This is a genomic window from Mycobacterium sp. NGS57, from assembly GCF_059812405.1.
Genome location: NZ_JCALCP010000001.1, coordinates 40,107 through 58,551 on the forward strand (window position 1 = coordinate 40,107; position 18,445 = coordinate 58,551).

Consider the following 18,445-nt stretch of genomic DNA (forward strand, 5'->3'; position numbering starts at 1 on the left):
CATCGTGACCTTTGAGCCCATTGCGATCGTCGGGCAGGGCTGCATCCTGCCCGGCGGCCTGAGCCCCGACGAGTTGTGGCAGACCGTCCTCGAGGGCCGCGACGCGCTCGGCTCGGCGCAGCCGGGCTATTGGGGGCTACCGGCGTCGCACATCCTGCGAGACCCGCAGAACGCGCCCGACTTCGACCACGCGTGCTCTGATCGCGGCGGTTACGTGCGCGGCTTTGACGGGGTCTTCGATCCCCGCGGATTCCTGCTCGACCCCGGCGCGTTCGACGGCCTCGATCCGCTGTACCTCTGGGCCGCCGAGGCGGCGCGGCAGGCCGTCGCCAGCGCCGGCTGGCGCCCCGGCGAACTGCCCGGCCCGGCCGGGCTCGTTCTGGGCAACTTGAGCTATCCGACCAAGACGATGACCGACCTCGCGGAAAAGGTCTGGCGCGGAGCAAAACACGGCCCCGACTGGCGCAACCGGTTCATGTCCGGGCTGCCGGCCCACCTGATCGGCACCGCGCTGGGCCTGACCGCGGGGGCCACGGCGCTGGACGCCGCGTGCGCCTCCTCCCTGTATGCGATCAAGCTGGCGTGCGATCGGCTGCACGACCACACCGCGGACGTGATGCTGGCGGGAGGGGTCAACGGCGCCAGCGACCTGCTGCTGCACGTCGGTTTCAGCGCGCTGCAGGCCCTGAGCCGCTCCGGCCGGTCACGCCCATTCCACCAGGGCGCCGACGGGTTGGTCCCCGCCGAAGGCGCGGCCGTCCTGGCGCTGCGGAGACTGGACGACGCGATCGCCGACGGCGACACCATCCTGGGTGTCATCCGGGCCGTCGGCCTCAGCAACGACGGCCGCGGGCGCGGCCTGCTGGTGCCCTCACAGGAGGGCCAGGAGCGCGCGATGCGGCTCGCGTACGACATGGCCGAACTGGAACCGCGGGACATCTCGCTGGTCGAGTGCCACGCCACGGGCACCTCGCGCGGCGACCTTACCGAACTGATGAGCATGGCGCGCATCTTCGAAGGCATGACGGACATACCCATCGGATCACTGAAATCCAATCTGGGGCACTCGATCACGGCGTCCGGCGCGGCCGGCGCCATCAAGGTTCTCGCCGCGATGCGGGCGGGCGTGCGTCCCCCGACGCTGCACGCCGACGATCCGCTGCCCTTCATCGCCGATTCCCCGTTCCGCCTCCTCACGGCACCCGAGCCCTGGGAATGCAGCGGGCCACGTCGCGCCGCGGTCAACAACTTCGGTTTCGGCGGCAACAACGCCCACCTGCTGCTCGAAGAGTGGGTTGCGCCCACCGGTACGCACAGCGCCGGGCCGAGCGCGCCGGTCACCGGGCGCCGGGCCGGCGACGAGGACGTCGCGATCGTCGGGCTGGGCATGCTGGTGGGCGACGGACACCAAACCGCATCAGTCGCAGATCATCTGCGCAGCCGCCGGTCGATCACCGGCAGCGTCGGCGCCCGGATGGCCGAGGTCAGCCTCGACCTGACCCAAACCCGTTTTCCCCCAAGCGACCTCAAACAGACCCAGCCCCAGCAGCTGGCTCTGCTCGGTGCGGCGCTGGACATCGGCGAGGTCATCAAGGGCCTGCCGCCGGACAGGACGAGCGTCGTCGTCGGGATGGGCTGCGACGCCGAGGTGACCCGATTCGGGGTGCGTTGGCGGTTGGCCGCCGAGATCGACGACGCCGACGAGCTTGCGGCGGCGCGGGATCGCGTCGTGCAGGGATGGACCGCCGCCGGCGTGGTCGGCGCCATGCCGAACATCGTGGCCAACCGGTTGAACAGTCAATTCGACCTGCGGGGGCCGAGTTTCACGGTCTCGAGAGAGGAACTGTCGGGCACCACGGCGCTGGAGTTGGCCGCGCGCGAGTTGCGTCGGGGTGAAATCGACGCGGCCGTCGTCGGCGCGGTGGACCTCAGCTGCGAACCGGTACACGCGGCCGCGGCGCGGGCCCTTCTCGGATCCGACGAGCAGATACCGGGCGACGCCGCCGTCGTGCTGGTCCTCAAGCGCGCCGACGACGCGCGCCGCGCCGGCGACACGGTGCTGGCCACCCTGCCCGCGGATCAGGAGCCGCGCGGTGAGTGCCTGCACCTGGGCACCGCGCCGGGCGCGGTGAGCCTTTCGCCGCTGCTCGGCCACGCCCACGCCGCCTCGGGGCTGCTGCACGTCGCCGCCGGCGCGCTCTACGGCGTACTCGGCGTGGGGCCCGACGGCGCGCCGTGGACATCCGGGGACCGTTCGGTCGTCGTCACGCTCACCGCGCTGGCCGGCCAGGAGCAACGCATCGTGCTGGTGCCGGACGGGCTCGGCGTCGCGCTGTCCCCGGCGCACCAACCCGACACGGGAAAGCCCACGCGCCTACGCTTTCCGGCGCACCTGCCCGATGTTCGGCTACCGGCCACCCACCATCACACGTCCACCCGACTGGAGCAGCCCATGACGAAACACCTGCCCGTTCCGCCGGCCCTGCCCAAGGCCGCCGAGGCGTTGGAGCGGGTGCCGCTGGGCGCGGACCTGGTTGGGCTGACGCCGGCCGAGCCGCCGTCGCTCGGCTACGGCCTCGGCCTGCAAACGGCTCCGAACGGCGCGGGCCTGGCCGAAGAGCCGCACGTGTCGACCAACGGCCGGAAAGCGTTGCCCCCCAAGCGGGTCGACTACTTGCCCGAGGGCGGCGCCTACCGGGCGACCCAGCCCGCCCGGCCGGCCGACAAGGCGGTGCCGGCGCCGACCGTCAAGCGTGCCCCGGTCGGCCTCACCCTGGACAAGGACGGGCTGCGCGTGCACGCCTCGGGCCGGATTTCCGACATCTACGGCCCGGCCTTCGCCGCGCAGGACGGCTACGCGCGGCAGGTGCGGATGCCCGAACCCCCACTGCTGCTGGCGGATCGGCTGCTGGGCATCGACGCCGAGCCGGGCAAGCCCGGCAGGGGAACGCTGTGGACGGAAACCGACGTCACCGCCGACGCGTGGTGGCTGCACCAGGGCCGGATGCCGGCCGGCATCATGATCGAATCCGGGCAGGCCGACCTCATGCTGATCTCCTGGATGGGCGCCGACTTCGCCAACAAGGGCGAGCGCGTCTACCGGCTGCTGGGTTGCGAGGTGACCTACCTGGGCGGCCTGCCCGAGATCGGCGACACCCTGCGCTTCGACATCCACGTGGACGGCCACGCCCGCCAGGGCGACATCCGCATGTTCTTCTTCCACTACGACTGCACGATCGACGGTGTCGAGCGGATGTCCATGCGCAACGGGCAGGCCGGCTTCTTCTCCGACGAAGAGCTGGCGGCGTCGGGCGGGATCCTGTGGCGCCCGGAGGATGAGACCGTCAACGGCCCGATGGAACCCACACCGGCGCGAACCGCGCGCACCTCGCTGCAGCGCGCCGACCTGGAGGCGCTCGCGGCGGGCGACATCTGGCACACGTTCGGTTCCGGCTTCGAACGCGCGGCCAGCCACACCCGCCCGCCGGTCATCGCGGGCGGCGACATGCTGTTCGTCGACGAGGTGACCCAGTTGGACCTCTCCGGCGGGCCCTGGGGCCGCGGATACCTGCGCGCCGTTTCGCACGTGACCCCCGAAACCTGGTATTTCGACGGTCATTTCAAGAACGATCCCTGCATGCCCGGCACGCTGATGTTCGAGGGCACGATGCAGACGATGGCGATCTACATGACCGCCCTCGGCATGACCATGGGATGCGACGGGTGGCGCTTCGAGCCCGTGCCGTTCGAAACGTACAAATTGGTCTGCCGCGGACAGGTCACGCCGCAGTCACGTGAGGTGGTCTACGAGGTCTTCGTGCGCGAGGTCATCGCCGGACCCGAGCCCACGCTGTTCGCCGACCTGCTCGTGACCGTCGACGGATTGCCGGCTTTCCATTGCGGCAGAATGGGATTGCGGCTCTCGCCGGGGTGTCCCATGGATATGGGTCTCGAGGAGCTGGACGGCTACGTCGAGCCCAAGCCCGTCGCCGAGGGCCATGGCGTCAAGTTCGACTACAAGGCGATGCTGGCGTGCGCCGTCGCCAAGCCGTCCCTGGCGGTCGGGCCCCTCTACGAGAAGTTCGATACCGACCGCAGGGTGGCGAGACTGCCGGGACCGCCCTACCACTTCATGTCCCGGGTCACCGAGGTCGTCGGCGAGCTCGGCGTTCCCAAGGCCGGCACGTCCGTCGTCGCGGAATACGACGTCCCCAGCGACGCCTGGTATTTCGTCGAGAACAAGGGCGCGAACGGGAAACTGACGATGCCCAACGCCGTCCTCATGGAGATCGCGCTGCAGCCGTGCGGCTGGGTCGGCGCCTACGCCGGTTGCCCACTGGACTTCGACGTGGACCTGTTCTTCCGCAATCTCGACGGGACCGGGGTACAGCACCGGGAGGTCACGCCTTCGATCGGGACATTGCGGATCAGGTCCACGCTGAAGAGCATCGCCCAGGCCGGTGGAACCATCATCGCGACCTTCGACGGTGAGATCTCCGCGGACGACGGGCCCGTCTACACCTTCGACACCGTGTTCGGGTACTTCCGCCTCGAGGCGTTGCAGCAGCAGGTGGGGCTCCCCGTCAGCGATGACCAGCGTTCCTGGCTGGAGCTGCCCAGCGAGGCGCCGCTGGTCGACCTGCAGACCCGCCCAGAGCAGTTCTTCGGTCCGGGCGCCCGGCTGGCCGACCCGATGCTGCTGATGATCGACCGGGTGACGGGCCGCTGGCCCGCCGCCGGCGGCGCCGGTCTGGGCCGGTGGCGCGGGGTCAAGGACATCAATCCCGCCGAGTGGTACTTCAAGGCGCACTTCTACCGCGACCCGGTGCAGCCCGGGTCGTTGGGCATCGAAATGATGTTGCAACTCATCCAATTCGCGATGCTCGACCTCGGGCTGGGTGAGGAGATGGGACCGTCGGCGCGCTTCGAGCCGGTCGCGGTCCACGAAGCGATCACGTGGCGATACCGCGGCCAGATCGTGCCGACGAACAAGCAGATCACGGCGGAGATCGAACTCACCCGCATCGAGCGCGACGAGAATGGCATCCTGGCGGCGGCCGACGCGTCCCTGTGGTGCGACGGGATACGGATCTACAGCGCAACGAATTTGGCCATGCGCATCTCACCCGATATGGCGGACCCGCAATCCTCGGCCCATACCGGTTCGGCCACAGTGCTTTCCGCGACTTCCGTGCCCCCCGCGTCCCCGGCGTCCCCCGCGTCCGTCGTATCCGACGCCGCCGCGGCGACCACCATGGAGACGACGATCGATCCCGCCCGCGATACCTGGGTCACCGATCATTGCCCGTCGTTCGTGATCCCGTCGCTGCCGATGATGTCGGTGCTGGACCTCTTCGCGCAGGCGACCGGCCGCGCGGCGGGCACGGACAAGGTGGTCGAAATCGCCGACCTGCAACTGGTCCGGTGGGTGATCGTCGATTCGCCGACACGGCTGCGGGTGGTGGTCGAGCCGGTCGGGGCGGGGCGCTACGCGGGCCGCCTGGAGGTGTGGCGCGACGCCCCGCGAGCCGAGCTGTCGCGCTGGGAGACGCACGCGCAGGCCGTGATCGTCACCGCGGACCGCTACGCGGGCGAACCCGCGACGCCCGCGCCGCTGACGGAGGTGGTCCCGTTCGTCAGCCCGTACGACGGCATGGTGTTTCATGGGCCCGCGTTTGCGACGCTGATGGACGGCGCGCGGATCGGGCGCAACGGCTCGTCCGGCACGCTCGCGGTCGAGCTCTGCCAGGTGCCCGCCGGCGCGCAACAGCCCGGGCTGCTCGACGGCGCGCTGCACATCGTTCCGCACAACGCGATGAACGTCTGGACCGCGCCGGGTTCGGAGGTCGCGGCGTATGTGGATGCCACGGATCCGCTCGTCGGCTTTCCGCGCCGCGTGATCTGGGCGCGGTTCTACAGCGCCCCCCCGGCGGCGGGGACGGTGGACGTCGAGGCCCGCTTCGTCGGGTTTGACGACGGCGACGATCGCATGCCGATCGTCGACCTGTGGCTCAGCGTCGCCGGCAAACCCTGGGCGCAGGTGCGCCTCGTCGAATTCCTGTTGGCCAAGGGACCTCTGGCCCAGGCCGCCGGCCCCAAGCGGCGTGCATTTTTGACCCACCGGCGCGCGGTGCCGGAGATGTCGTTGAGCGATCGGCTGGGCCACGGGGTGGTGCAGCTCGACTCGGTGCAGGCGGCGGCGCAGGACTGGCTCAAAGGCACCCTGCGCGTGGTGTACGACACCGAAGGCCAAGGCGATTCGCTGATCGCCGACATCGCGATCAAGGAAGCCGTCGCCGACGCCGCGCACAGCGCGATCCACCCCATGCGGGTGCGCGTCGCCGACGGGCAGGCGAGCTGCCCGGCGCTGCCACTGGAGCGAATCTCCGTCGAACTCGAACGGACCGAGCAGGGCGCCTACCGGGCCAGCGCGTCGCTGCAGACCGACTGGCAGCCGGTGCGCGACTGGTCGAACGCCAGCCTCGGAACCCGCCCGGGCGGGTTCGCCGACCTGGTGCACTGGGCCCTGCTGGCGCGCTACGTCAGGCACGTCGTCGTCGCCGATCCCGTTGCGATGGAGACGGTTCGGGGCCGCCCCGTGCTGCTGCTGGCCAACCACCAGGTGCAGGTCGAGTCGCTGCTGGGCACGTCGGTCGCGTCGTGGCTGACCGGCACCCGGGTCGCGACGATCGCGCACGCCAAGCACGAAACCCGTTGGATCGGTGAACTTTTGCGGCTGGTGGAGTCCCTGGAGAACGGGACGATGGGCACGATCCGCTACTTCGACCAGCGCAACCCGCTGCAGTTCCTCGGCCTGGTCGACGAGATCAAGGCCGATGTGGCCGCCCACGCGGTGTCGACCATGGTGCATGCGGACGGGACCCGCTACGTGCGCTCCGGTCAGCGCGTCGAGCGGCTCACGTCCACCCTGCTGGATTTGGCGATCGACGTGTCGCTGCCCATCGTGCCGCTGTATTTCGCGGGAGGGCTGCCCGAGGAGCCGATGGAGCACAAGCTCGAGGTGCCCTATCGCCAGACCGCGCAGGACTACATCTTCGGCCGGCCGATCATGCCCGAAGAGCTGGCCGCGCTGCCCTACGCGCACCGCCGGCGCCACGTCATGGACGCCATCAACGCGCTGGCCCCGTTCAGCGATGCGCCGCACGAGCCGAACTGCGCCGTGGAGAGCCGGATTGACGCGGCCGCCCCGGGCGCGTCCCCGCTGGAGTCGATCTGGGACTGCATCGAGGACGCGCTGGATGGGCTCCCGGTGGACTGGCGAACCACGATCGGTGCCGACGAATGGTCGGCGGCCCGGTCGACCGGCACCGCGCCCAGCGGCCGGCACAGCAAAATCGGTGCCGAACATTGAAGCTCGAGTTGATGTCAGTGGTGGTGACCGTCGGCGGGGGAGCCGCCCATCATGCGCGCCATGGGAATTCCGCCGGTGGTGACGAACCTGGCGATCAGTATCGCGGCGAGGGCGAGGAAGGCGATGTTGAGCCAGGTGGTGTAGTTCCATGAGATCGCGGCCTGCATGACCGTGGCGTTGCGCTGGGTGGGAATGAGCCCCGTTGTGCCGAAAAGTAATTCGATCAGGTAGCCGGCGGCGGCCATCGCGGCGTAGAAGGTGCCCAGCAGCGTCAGCATCATCCGCGTGCCGTAGTACTTGCGGTAGATGTTGAGGATCGGCAGGATCACCAGGTCTGCGTAGATGAACGCGATGACGCCGCCGAAGCTGATGCCCCCGTTCCACAGCACCGCGGCCAGCGGCACGTTGCCGATCGAGCAGACGAACGAGACGATCGCCACGACCGGCCCCACGATGGGGCCCCACAGGGCCGACCAGCCGGGGTGATCGGCCAAAAAGAAGCTCTGCCAGAACTTTTCGGGCACCCACGCGGCGATGGCGCCGGCGATCAGCAGCCCCAGGATCAGGTCGCGCAGGATCGCCAGCCACTCCATGACGAACACGTGCGAAACCGACGTCAGGCCCTGCGGGGAAAACAACCGCCGCCAGAACGAGGCCTCGCCTTTGATGGACATGTCCATCGCGGCGTGGCCCTCCATCGAGCCGGCGATTCCACGCTCGGCCTGAGCGCGGGCGGCGTCGACGAGCCGGGGCCGCACGAACAGCCGGAACAACATCGCAAGGGCCACGATCATCACCGGGCCGCCGACGAACTCGGCGGCCGTGAACTGCCAGCCCATCAGCAGGGCCAGGATGATGCCCAACTCCACGACGAGGTTGGTCGAGCCGATCTCGAACGCCATGGCCGCGGTGAAGTTCGCGCCTTTGCGAAAAAGCGACCGGGCCAGGGCCACCGCGGCGTACGAGCACGACGACGACGCTGCCCCCAGCCCGGCAGCCACCGCCAGGGTGCGCGGGCGGTCGTCGCTCAGCAGCGCCACGACCGTCGAGCGGCGCACGACGGCCTGCACCACCGCCGACAGGGCGAAGCCCAGGATCAGCGCCCACAGGATCTCCCACGTCATCGACCCCGCCAGGGCCAAGGCGTGACCGACCGCTGCCAGCACCCTCATCGGGCGATTATCGCCTGCCCTTCGCCCCGAGCCGGCGACTCGGACCGCGCCGGTCCCTAGAATGGCGGCATAGGCGGTGCGGTGGCCGGCAAAAATATGGACACAATGGCCCCGCGGCGGTCGGGCCCGCGGCAGGAGCGTGAACGGGCAAAACTATGGATTTCACCCGCGACATGCGGATTCGGCGGGCAAATGCCCGACACACCGGCGTCGCCACCGCTGTCACAGACGTAACAGCAGGCACACTGGTAACAACAGGTTTTTCTTGCAGGACGCCAGGAGGGTATGGCCGTGTACCGAGTTTTTGAAGCGCTGGACGAATTGGGCGCCATCGTCGAAGAGGCGCGCGGCGTCCCGATGACGGCCGGCTGCGTCGTGCCCCGCGGTGACGTGCTCGAGCTGATCGACGACATCAAGGACGCGATCCCCGGCGAGCTGGACGACGCCCAGGACGTGCTCGACGCGCGCGATTCGATGCTGCAGGACGCCAAGACGCACGCCGAGTCCATGGTCTCCTCGGCGACCACGGAGTCGGAGTCGATGCTCAACCACGCCCGCGCGGAGGCCGACCGGCTGCTGTCGGACGCGAAAGCGCAGGCCGACCGGATGGTCGGCGAGGCGCGCCAGCACAGCGAGCGGATGGTCGGCGAGGCCCGCGAGGAGGCGGTCCGCATCGCCACCGCGGCCAAACGCGAGTACGAGGCCAGCGTCGGCCGCGCCCAGGCCGAAGCCGACCGCCTGATCGAAAACGGCAACCTGTCCTACGAGAAGGCCGTGCAGGAGGGCATCAAGGAGCAGCAGCGCCTGGTGTCGCAGAACAGCGTGGTGGAGGCGGCCAACTCCGAGGCCACCCGCCTCATCGACACCGCGCACGCCGAGGCCGACCGGCTGCGCGGCGAGTGCGACATCTACGTCGACAACAAGCTCGCCGAGTTCGAGGAGTTCCTCAACGGCACGCTGCGGTCCGTGGGCCGGGGCCGCCACCAGCTGCGCACGGCCGCCGGAACGCACGACTACGCGACGCGCTAGCAGCTCCTCGGGGCGGTCAGCGCCCTGGCTTTATGCGGCGCGCGCCGTAGGATTCCTTCTATGACGCGGCAGCACACCAGCACGGCGCAGCGCCATTCCACCTCGCCCTTGCGGCTCGACATCACCCGGCTGGGGCGGCGTCCCGGCGCGATGGTCACCCTGCGCGAGACCGTGCCCAGCCCGTCGCGCATGGGGGTGGACATGATCGCGATCGAGCGAGGCGCCCCGCTGGAACTGGACCTGCGGGTGGAGTCGGTGTCCGAGGGCGTGCTGGTGACCGGGACGGTCGCCGCGCCCACCGCCGGCGAATGTTCCCGCTGCCTGACCCCGGTCACCGGGCGCGTGCAGGTCGGGCTGACCGAGCTGTTCGCCTATCCGGACAGCACGACGGAGGCGACCACCGAGGAGGACGAGGTCGGCCACATCGTCAACGACACCATCGACCTGGAGCAGCCCGTCATCGACGCCGTCGTGCTGGAGCTGCCGTTCTCGCCGGTGTGTACGCCCGATTGCCCGGGGTTGTGCCCCGAATGCGGTGTCGCGCTGGCCGCCGAGCCCGGCCATGGCCACGACCGCATCGACCCGCGGTGGTCCAAGCTGGCCGGCATGGTGCCCAACCCCGATGAAGCCGAAGCTCCGCGGGACGAGCCGTGACGTCGAGGCAGGACCTGCTCGACGCGCTCGGGGTCGAGCTGGGCGACGAGTTGCTGTCGCTGGCGTTGACGCACCGCAGCTACGCCTACGAGCACGGCGGGCTGCCCACCAACGAGCGCCTGGAGTTCCTCGGCGACGCCGTGTTGGGCCTGACCGTCACCGACGAGCTCTACCACCGACACCCGGACCGGTCCGAGGGCGACCTGGCCAAGCTGCGGGCCAGCGTGGTCAACACCCAGGCGCTGGCCGACGTCGCGCGCAACCTGTCCGACGAGGGCCTGGGCGTTCACCTGTTCCTGGGCCGCGGCGAGGCCAACACCGGCGGGGCCGACAAGTCCAGCATCCTGGCCGACGGGATGGAGTCGCTGCTGGGCGCCATCTACCTGCAGCACGGGATCGACACGGCGCGCGAGGTGATCCTGCGGTTGTTCGGCGCGCTGCTGGACGCCGCCCCCACCCTGGGCGCCGGGCTGGACTGGAAGACCAGCCTGCAGGAGCTGACCGCGGCGCGCGGCATGGGCGCGCCGTCGTACCTGGTCACCTCGACCGGCCCCGACCATGACAAGGAATTCACCGCGGTCGTCGTCGTGATGGACACCGAATACGGGTCGGGTGTGGGCCGCTCGAAGAAGGAGGCCGAGCAGAAGGCCGCCGCCGCCACCTGGAAAGCGCTGGAAACGCTGGACACCGCGGGGAAAACCACCGTTTAGATGCCCGAGCTGCCCGAAGTCGAGGTGGTGCGCCGCGGCTTGCAGGCCCACGTGGTGGGCAAGACGATCACCGCGGTGCGGGTGCACCACCCCCGCGCGGTGCGCCGTCACGAGGCCGGGCCGGCCGACCTCACCGCCCGGCTGCTCGACGCCCGGATCACCGGCACCGACCGCCGCGGCAAGTACCTGTGGCTGCTGCTCGACGGCGACACCGCGCTCGTCGTGCACCTCGGCATGAGCGGCCAGATGCTGCTGGGTGCGGTGCCGCGCGCCGACCACGTGCGCATCTCGGCGCTGCTCGACGACGGCACCGTGCTGAGCTTCGCCGACCAGCGCACCTTCGGCGGGTGGATGCTCGCGGACCTGGTCAGCGTCGACGGCAGCGTGGTGCCGACGCCCGTCGCCCACCTGGCGCGAGACCCGCTGGACCCCCGGTTCGACGCCGGCGCGGTGGTGAAAGTGTTGCGCCGCAAGCATTCCGAGCTCAAGCGTCAGCTGCTCGACCAGCAGGTGGTGTCGGGGATCGGCAACATCTACGCCGACGAGGCGCTGTGGCGGGCCAAGGTGCACGGCGCGCGGATCGCCGCCACGCTCAGCCGCCCCCGGTTGATCGCGGTCCTCGACGCCGCCGCCGACGTCATGCGCGAGGCGCTGGCCCAGGGCGGGACGTCGTTCGACTCGCTGTACGTCAACGTCAACGGCCAATCCGGGTACTTCGACCGGTCGCTGGACGCCTACGGCCGCGACGGCCAAAGCTGCCGCCGCTGTGGGGCGGTGATGCGGCGGGAGAAGTTCATGAACCGCTCGTCGTTCTACTGCCCGCGCTGCCAGCCGCGCCCTCGATCCTTTCCCCGCGAAAGTGCAACTACCGACGCCGCTTCTCGCGAAACGCGTCGCCAGCCGCACTTTCGCGGGAATTGAAGATGTCGCGGCGCACCGACCCGGGCGGCAGGGCCGGATCGACGAACCACTCGAACGGAAACAACAGGCCCGACGCCTGGGGCGGCAGCCGCTGCAGCATCCCCAACGCGCGCGCCCCCGGGCCCGAGTCGCCGACCTGCGAGCGGTGGGCGGCGACGGCGTCGCGCTTCTGGCGCGCGAAACGAAACACGTTGATGCGGTGAGTGATTGCCGCCCGCGGCGCGTAGGCGGCGCGGGCGACGTCCGGCTCGTAGGGCGCGGGCAGGTGCAGCGCGCGGGCGAGACGGCCGATGCGCACCAGCGTTTCGCGCGGCATGGTGGCCTCGAGCACCCGCGGGGTGCCCGCCAACTCCGCGGCCCGCCTGCCGACGTGGTGCACCTGCACGTGATCCCGGTGGCCGTAGCCGCCGTTGGGCTGGTAGCCGAGCAGCAGATCCGCGCCCTCGTCGCGCAGTATGCCGGCGAGCCGCCGCGCCGCCTCGTCGACATCGGCCCGCCCGAACCGCACCCGCTGCGGCGGATCCGGGTAGAAGGCGGGGCCGTAGCCGCTGTCGGCGTAGCCGAGGCACTCCAGCCGATGCACCCCGAGAATGTCTGCGCTGCACCGCAATTCGGTAAGCCGGACATGGTCGTCCTCGTCGTGCATGCGGCCGTCGGTGGCGGTGACGAGAACCACGCGATGCCCGGCCGCCGCCGCCCGCGCGAGCGTGCCGCCGGTAAGGATCACCTCGTCGTCGGGATGGGCGTGGAACGCGACGACGGTGGCCATTCAAGGCAGTATGCCCGCCCGGCCGCGATGGCGGCCCGGTAGAAAGAAACGATGACGCAACCGACGCAACTGTGGGTCGAGCGCACCGGATCGCGCCGCTACACCGGATACAGCTCGCGCGGAGCGCAGGTGCTCGTCGGCTCCGAGGACGTCGAGGGCGTGTTCACCCCCGGCGAGCTGCTCAAGATCGCGCTGGCCGCCTGCAGCGGCATGTCCACCGACGAGCCGCTGGCCCGCCGGCTCGGCGACGACTACAAAGCGGTGGTGCGCGTGTCCGGCGCCGCCGACCGCGAGCAGGAGCGCTACCCGCTGCTCGAGGAGAGCCTCGAGCTCGACCTGTCGGGGCTGTCCGAGCAGGAAAAGGAGCGCCTGCTGGTGGTGGCCCAGCGGGCCGTGGACCTGGTCTGCACCGTCGGGCGCACGCTGAAGTCCGGCACCACGGTCAACTTCGAGATCGCCGATGGGTCCTGACGTCCGGCTGACCGCCTGGGTGCACGGCCGCGTCCAAGGCGTCGGTTTTCGCTGGTGGACGCGCTGCCGCGCGCTGGAGCTCGGCCTGACGGGCTACGCGGCCAACCAGGCCGACGGCCGCGTGCTGGTGATCGCCCAGGGACCGCGGGAGGCGGGCGAGAAACTGCTGCGGTTGCTCGACGGCGGCGACACCCCGGGCCGCGTCGACAACGTCGTCGCCGCCTGGTCGGACGCGCAGGAGAGTTTCAGCGGCTTCGTCGAGCGCTGAAACACCTCCGCACGGTGACTGATGTGACCAGTGTGACCAGTGCGCCGACCGGTAAGCCGCGGGCACATTTCGGGCCTGGCGACACCCCTCGGTGACGGCGACCCGGCCGATTTGAGCGGTAGTCTGGCACGCCGTGTACCTCAAGAGCCTGACGCTGAAGGGCTTCAAGTCCTTCGCCTCGCCGACGACTCTGCGCTTCGAGCCGGGCATCACCGCGGTGGTCGGGCCCAACGGCTCCGGCAAGTCCAACGTCGTCGACGCCCTGGCCTGGGTGATGGGGGAGCAGGGGGCCAAGACGCTGCGCGGCGGGAAGATGGAGGACGTCATCTTCGCGGGCACCTCCTCGCGCGCCCCGCTGGGCCGCGCCGAGGTCACCGTCACCATCGACAACTCCGACAACGCGCTGCCCATCGAGTACTCCGAGGTGTCGATCACGCGGCGGATGTTCCGCGACGGCGCCAGCGAGTACGAAATCAACGGCAGCAGTTGCCGTTTGATGGATGTGCAGGAGCTGCTGAGCGACTCCGGGATCGGCCGGGAGATGCACGTCATCGTCGGGCAGGGCAAGCTCGACGAGATCCTGCAGTCGCGCCCGGAGGATCGCCGCGCGTTCATCGAGGAAGCGGCCGGCGTGCTCAAGCACCGCAAGCGCAAGGAAAAGGCGCTGCGCAAGCTCGACGCGATGCAGGCCAACCTGGCCCGGCTGTCCGACCTGACCACCGAACTGCGCCGCCAGCTCAAGCCACTCGGGCGTCAAGCCGAAATGGCACAACGGGCCGCGCGAATCCAGGCCGACCTGCGCGACGCCCGGTTGCGGCTGGCCGCCGACGACCTGGTCAGCCGCCAGACCGAGCGCGACGCGATCTTCGAGGCCGAGGCGATCATGCGCCGCGACCACGACGAGGCCGCCGCCCGCCTGGCGGTGGCGTCGGAGGAGCTGACCGCGCACGAGACGGCGCTCGGCGAGCTGTCGGGTCGGGCCGAGTCCGTCCAGCACACCTGGTTCGGGCTGTCGGCACTGGCCGAGCGGGTGGCCGCCACGGTGCGCATCGCCAGCGAACGCGCCCAGCACCTGGACGTGGAGCCCGCGACGACCAGCGACACCGATCCCGACGCGCTGGAGGCGGAGGCCCAGCAGGTGGAGGTGGCCGAGCAGCGGCTGCTGGCCGAGCTGGCCGGCGCGCGCACCCGCCTGGACGCCGCGCGCACGGAGCTGGCCGAGCGTGAGCGCGAGGCCGCGGAGGCGGATCGGGCGCATCTGGCGGCGGTGCGCGCCGAGGCGGACCGTCGCGAGGGCCTGGCGCGGTTGGCCGGTCAGGTGGAGACCATGCGGGCGCGCGTCGAATCGATCGACGACGGCGTCGCGCGGCTGTCCGAGCGCATCGAGCAGGCCGCCGCGCGCGCCCAGCAGACGCGCGCGGAGTTCGAAACCGTGCAGGCGCGCGTCGGCGAGCTGGATCAGGGCGAGGTTGGCCTCGACGAGCACCACGACCGCACCGTCGCCGCGCTGCGCAGCGCCGACCAACGCGTCGCCGAACTGCAGGCCGCCGAGCGGGCCGCCGAACGGGAGGTGGCCTCGCTGCGGGCCCGCATCGACGCGCTGTCGGTGGGGCTGGAACGCAAGGACGGCGCGGCCTGGCTCACCCAAAACCTTGCTGGCACAGGGCTTTTCGGGCCGATCGCCAAGCTGGTCAAGGTGCGCTCAGGCTACGAGGCGGCGCTGGCGGCGGTGCTCGGTTCGGCCGCCGACGCGTTGGCCGCCGACGGCTTCGGCGCGGCCCGTTCCGCGGTCGTCGCCCTCAAGCAGGCCGACGGCGGCCGCGCCGCGCTGGTGTTACACGACTGGCCGGCCGAGCAACCCGCGCCCGCCGCCGCGCTGCCCGGCGGCGCCCTGTGGGCGCTCGACCTCATCGAGGCGCCCGATCGGCTGCGTGGGGCGATGATCGCCATGCTCTCGGGCGTCGCGGTGGTCGACGACCTCGGCGAGGCGCTGGACCTGGTGACCGCGCGGCCCCGGTTGCGCGCGGTCACCCTCGACGGCGACCTGGTGGGCGCCGGCTGGGTGAGTGGCGGTTCCGACCGCAAGCTCTCCACGCTGGAGCTCACCTCGGAAATCGACAAGGCGCACAGCGAGCTGGTCGCTGCCGAAGCGCAGGTGGACCAGCTGAGCGCGGCGCTGTCCGGCGCGCTCACCGAGCAGACCGCCCGCCAGGATTCGGCCGAGCAGGCGTTGGCCGCGCTCAACGAGTCCGACACCGCGATCTCGGCGATGTACGAGCAGCTGGGCCGGCTCGGGCAGGAGGCGCGCGCCGCCAGCGAGGAGTGGGGCGGGTTGCTGCGCCAGCGCGAGGAGCTCGAGGCGGGGCGCGCGCAGACCGTCGACGAGGTCACCGCGCTGGAAACCCGGCTGCGCAACGCCCAGGAGACCCGGCAGGTGCAGGCGGCCGAGCCCGCTGACCGCCAGCAGATCGCCGCCGCCGCGGAGAGCGCGCGCGGGGTGGAGGTGGAGGCCCGGCTGGCGGTGCGGACCGCCGAGGAGCGCGCCAATGCCGTTCGCGGGCGGGCGGATTCGTTGCGCCGCGCGGCCGCCGCCGAACGCGAGGCGCGGCTGCGGGCGCAGCAGGCGCGGGCGGCGCGGCTGCGCGCGGCCGCGGTGGCCGCGGCGGTGGCCGACGCCGGGCGGGCGCTGGCCGGGCGGCTGGACGGGGTCGTCACCGCCACCACCAAGATCCGCGACGCGCTGGCCGCCGAGCGTCAGGAGCGTTCGGCGGCGATGGCGGCGGTGCGCGACGAGGTGCACGCGCTGAACGCCCGCGTGGCCGCCCTCACCGATTCGCTGCACCGCGACGAGGTGGCCAACGCCCAGGCCGCGATGCGCATCGAGCAGCTCGAGCAGATGGTGCTCGAGCAGTTCGGGATGGCGCCGTCCGACCTGATCGCCGAGTACGGGCCCGAGGTTCCGCTGCCGCCGACCGAGCTGGAGATGGCCGAGTTCGAGCAGGCCCGCGAGCGCGGCGAGCAGGTCGTCGCGCCCGCGCCGCTGCCCTACGACCGGCCCACTCAGGAGCGGCGGGCCAAACGCGCCGAGCGCGAGCTGGCCGAACTGGGCCGGGTCAACCCCTTGGCGCTGGAGGAGTTCGCCGCCCTGGAGGAGCGTTACAACTTCCTGTCCACCCAGCTCGAGGACGTCAAGGCCGCCCGCAAGGATCTGCTCGACGTCATCGCCGACGTCGACGCCCGCATCCTGCAGGTGTTCAGCGACGCCTTCACCGACGTCGAACGCGAATTCACCGAAGTCTTCACGGTGCTGTTCCCCGGCGGGGAGGGGCGGCTGCGGCTGACCGACCCCAACGACATGCTCACCACGGGCATCGAGGTGGAGGCCCGTCCGCCGGGCAAGAAGATCACCCGGCTGTCGCTGCTGTCCGGCGGCGAGAAGGCGCTGACCGCGGTGGCGATGCTGGTGGCGATCTTTCGGGCCCGCCCGTCGCCGTTCTACATCATGGACGAGGTCGAGGCCGCCCTCGACGACACCAACCTGCGCCGCCTGATCAGCCTGTTCGAGCTGCTGCGGGCCCGCTCGCAGATCATCATCATCACCCACCAGAAGCCCACGATGGAGGTCGCCGACGCGCTGTACGGCGTGACCATGCAGGGCGACGGCATCACGGCGGTGATCTCCCAGCGAATGCGCGGTCAACAGGTGGAGCAGCTGGTCTCCACCTAGTTCGCGTTGCCCCCGGGGTCGCGGGCGAGAGGCCCCTGGAAGGATTGTCGGCGTGTCACAAGGTCTTTGGATCGCGATCGCCGTCATCGCCGCCCTGGTCGTCATCGCCGTGCTGGTCACCGGCCTCGCCCTGTACCGCCGGCGACGGATCAGCCTGGCCCGGCCGGAGCCGCAGGCGCTGGATCGCTCCGGCGGCTACACCGCCTCGTCGGGCATCACGTTCAGCCAGGGCGTCGACACCACGGGCCTGCCCGCGGTGGGCGACGATGCGACAATTCCCCGCGACGCGCCCAAACGCACCATCTCCGACGTCGAACTGCCCGAACCGGAGTCCGAGTCCGAGCCCGAACCCGTGCCCGAAGCCCCGCAAGTCGAGGCGATCGAACCGCCCGAGGGCCGGCTGGAGCGCCTGCGGGGGCGGCTCGCCCGCTCGCAGAACGCGCTGGGTCGCAGCGTGCTGGGCCTGATCGGCGGCGGCGACCTGGACGAAGACTCCTGGCAGGAAGTCGAGGACACCCTGCTGGTCGCCGACCTGGGCCCGGTGGTCACCGAGTCGGTGGTCTCCCAGCTGCGCAGCCGGCTGGCCGGCGGCAACGTGCGCACCGAGGCCGACGCCAAGGCCGTCCTGCGCGACGTCCTGATCACCGAGCTGCACCCCGAGATGGACCGCTCGATCCGCGCGCTGCCGCACGCCGACCACCCGTCGGTGCTGCTGATCGTCGGCGTCAACGGCACCGGCAAGACCACCACCGTCGGCAAGCTGGCGCGGGTGCTGGTGGCCGACGGGCGCCGCGTCGTGCTGGGCGCGGCCGACACCTTCCGCGCCGCGGCCGCCGATCAGCTGGAGACCTGGGCCGCGCGGGTCGGCGCGGAGGTGGTGCGCGGCCCCGAGGGCGCCGACCCGGCGTCGGTGGCGTTCGACGCCGTCGACAAGGGCATCGCCGCCGGCGCCGACGTCGTGGCCATCGACACCGCCGGGCGGCTGCACACCAAGGTCGGGCTGATGGACGAGCTCGACAAGGTCAAGCGCGTGGTGACCCGGCGCGCGGCGGTGGACGAGGTGCTGCTGGTGCTCGACGCCACCATCGGGCAGAACGGGCTGGCCCAGGCCCGGGTGTTCGCCGACGTCGTCGACATCACCGGCGCGGTGCTGACCAAGCTGGACGGAACGGCGAAGGGCGGCATCGTTTTCCGCGTCCAGCAAGAGCTCGGGGTGCCGGTGAAGCTGGTCGGGCTCGGCGAGGGCCCCGACGACCTGGCGCCCTTCGAGCCGGCGGCCTTCGTCGACGCGCTGCTCGGCTGACTCGCGCGCCCCCACCGGGGGACGTTAATGACGCCGAAACACGGCGGTC

10 protein-coding genes and 1 pseudogene are annotated in these 18,445 nt (G+C 71.0%); 9 read left to right on the forward strand and 2 right to left on the reverse strand.

Features of this window, described 5'->3' with window-relative positions; all coding sequences use genetic code 11:
- The first annotated feature begins 4 nt into the window (after positions 1–4).
- Entirely contained in the window at positions 5–7,372 is a 7,368-nt protein-coding gene (locus AC5Y43_RS00180) for a beta-ketoacyl synthase N-terminal-like domain-containing protein (RefSeq protein WP_499968087.1), read from the forward strand.
- 14 nt (positions 7,373–7,386) lie between these two features.
- On the opposite strand, the gene AC5Y43_RS00185 is transcribed toward AC5Y43_RS00180, so the two are convergent.
- Entirely contained in the window at positions 7,387–8,544 is a 1,158-nt protein-coding gene (locus AC5Y43_RS00185; protein WP_499968089.1) for a permease, read from the reverse strand.
- 291 nt (positions 8,545–8,835) lie between these two features.
- Here AC5Y43_RS00185 and sepIVA point away from each other — a divergent pair, with 291 nt between their 5' ends.
- The 4 genes and pseudogenes from sepIVA to mutM all read left to right on the forward strand — a co-directional run.
- Positions 8,836–9,573, forward strand: coding sequence for a cell division protein SepIVA (sepIVA, locus tag AC5Y43_RS00190; RefSeq protein ID WP_499968090.1), 738 nt, complete (start codon positions 8,836–8,838; stop codon positions 9,571–9,573).
- A 60-nt stretch (positions 9,574–9,633) separates the two neighbouring features.
- A complete protein-coding gene (locus tag AC5Y43_RS00195; protein WP_499968092.1) occupies positions 9,634–10,227 on the forward strand; it encodes a YceD family protein in 594 nt (197 codons plus the stop codon).
- The gene (rnc, locus tag AC5Y43_RS00200) at positions 10,224–10,937 is read left to right on the forward strand and encodes a ribonuclease III (RefSeq protein ID WP_499968094.1); all 714 of its coding nucleotides are present in this window, start codon (positions 10,224–10,226) and stop codon (positions 10,935–10,937) included. The genes AC5Y43_RS00195 and rnc overlap by 4 nt, the downstream gene beginning before the upstream one ends.
- A pseudogene (gene mutM / locus AC5Y43_RS00205) lies at positions 10,938–11,780 on the forward strand (DNA-formamidopyrimidine glycosylase); the annotation flags it as partial.
- 22 nt (positions 11,781–11,802) lie between these two features.
- Here the strand turns inward: mutM and AC5Y43_RS00210 are convergent.
- Entirely contained in the window at positions 11,803–12,627 is an 825-nt protein-coding gene (locus tag AC5Y43_RS00210; protein WP_499968096.1) for a PIG-L deacetylase family protein, read from the reverse strand.
- 51 nt (positions 12,628–12,678) lie between these two features.
- Here AC5Y43_RS00210 and AC5Y43_RS00215 point away from each other — a divergent pair, with 51 nt between their 5' ends.
- From AC5Y43_RS00215 to ftsY, 4 genes are all read left to right on the forward strand, one after another.
- Positions 12,679–13,098: an OsmC family protein gene (locus AC5Y43_RS00215; RefSeq protein ID WP_499968097.1), complete on the forward strand. Its 420-nt coding sequence runs from the start codon at positions 12,679–12,681 to the stop codon at positions 13,096–13,098.
- Complete coding sequence (locus AC5Y43_RS00220) at positions 13,088–13,366, forward strand: acylphosphatase (RefSeq protein ID WP_499968099.1); 279 nt, start codon at positions 13,088–13,090, stop codon at positions 13,364–13,366. Before AC5Y43_RS00215 ends, AC5Y43_RS00220 begins: the two co-directional genes overlap by 11 nt.
- 133 nt (positions 13,367–13,499) lie before the next feature.
- Positions 13,500–17,093 (forward strand): chromosome segregation protein SMC, encoded by a 3,594-nt coding sequence (gene smc, locus AC5Y43_RS00225; RefSeq protein ID WP_499968101.1) that lies wholly within the window; start codon positions 13,500–13,502, stop codon positions 17,091–17,093.
- Between the two features lie 52 nt (positions 17,094–17,145).
- On the forward strand, positions 17,146–18,396 hold the full coding sequence (gene ftsY, locus AC5Y43_RS00230; RefSeq protein WP_499968103.1) for a signal recognition particle-docking protein FtsY: 1,251 nt from the start codon (positions 17,146–17,148) through the stop codon (positions 18,394–18,396).
- The last annotated feature ends 49 nt before the right edge of the window (positions 18,397–18,445 follow it).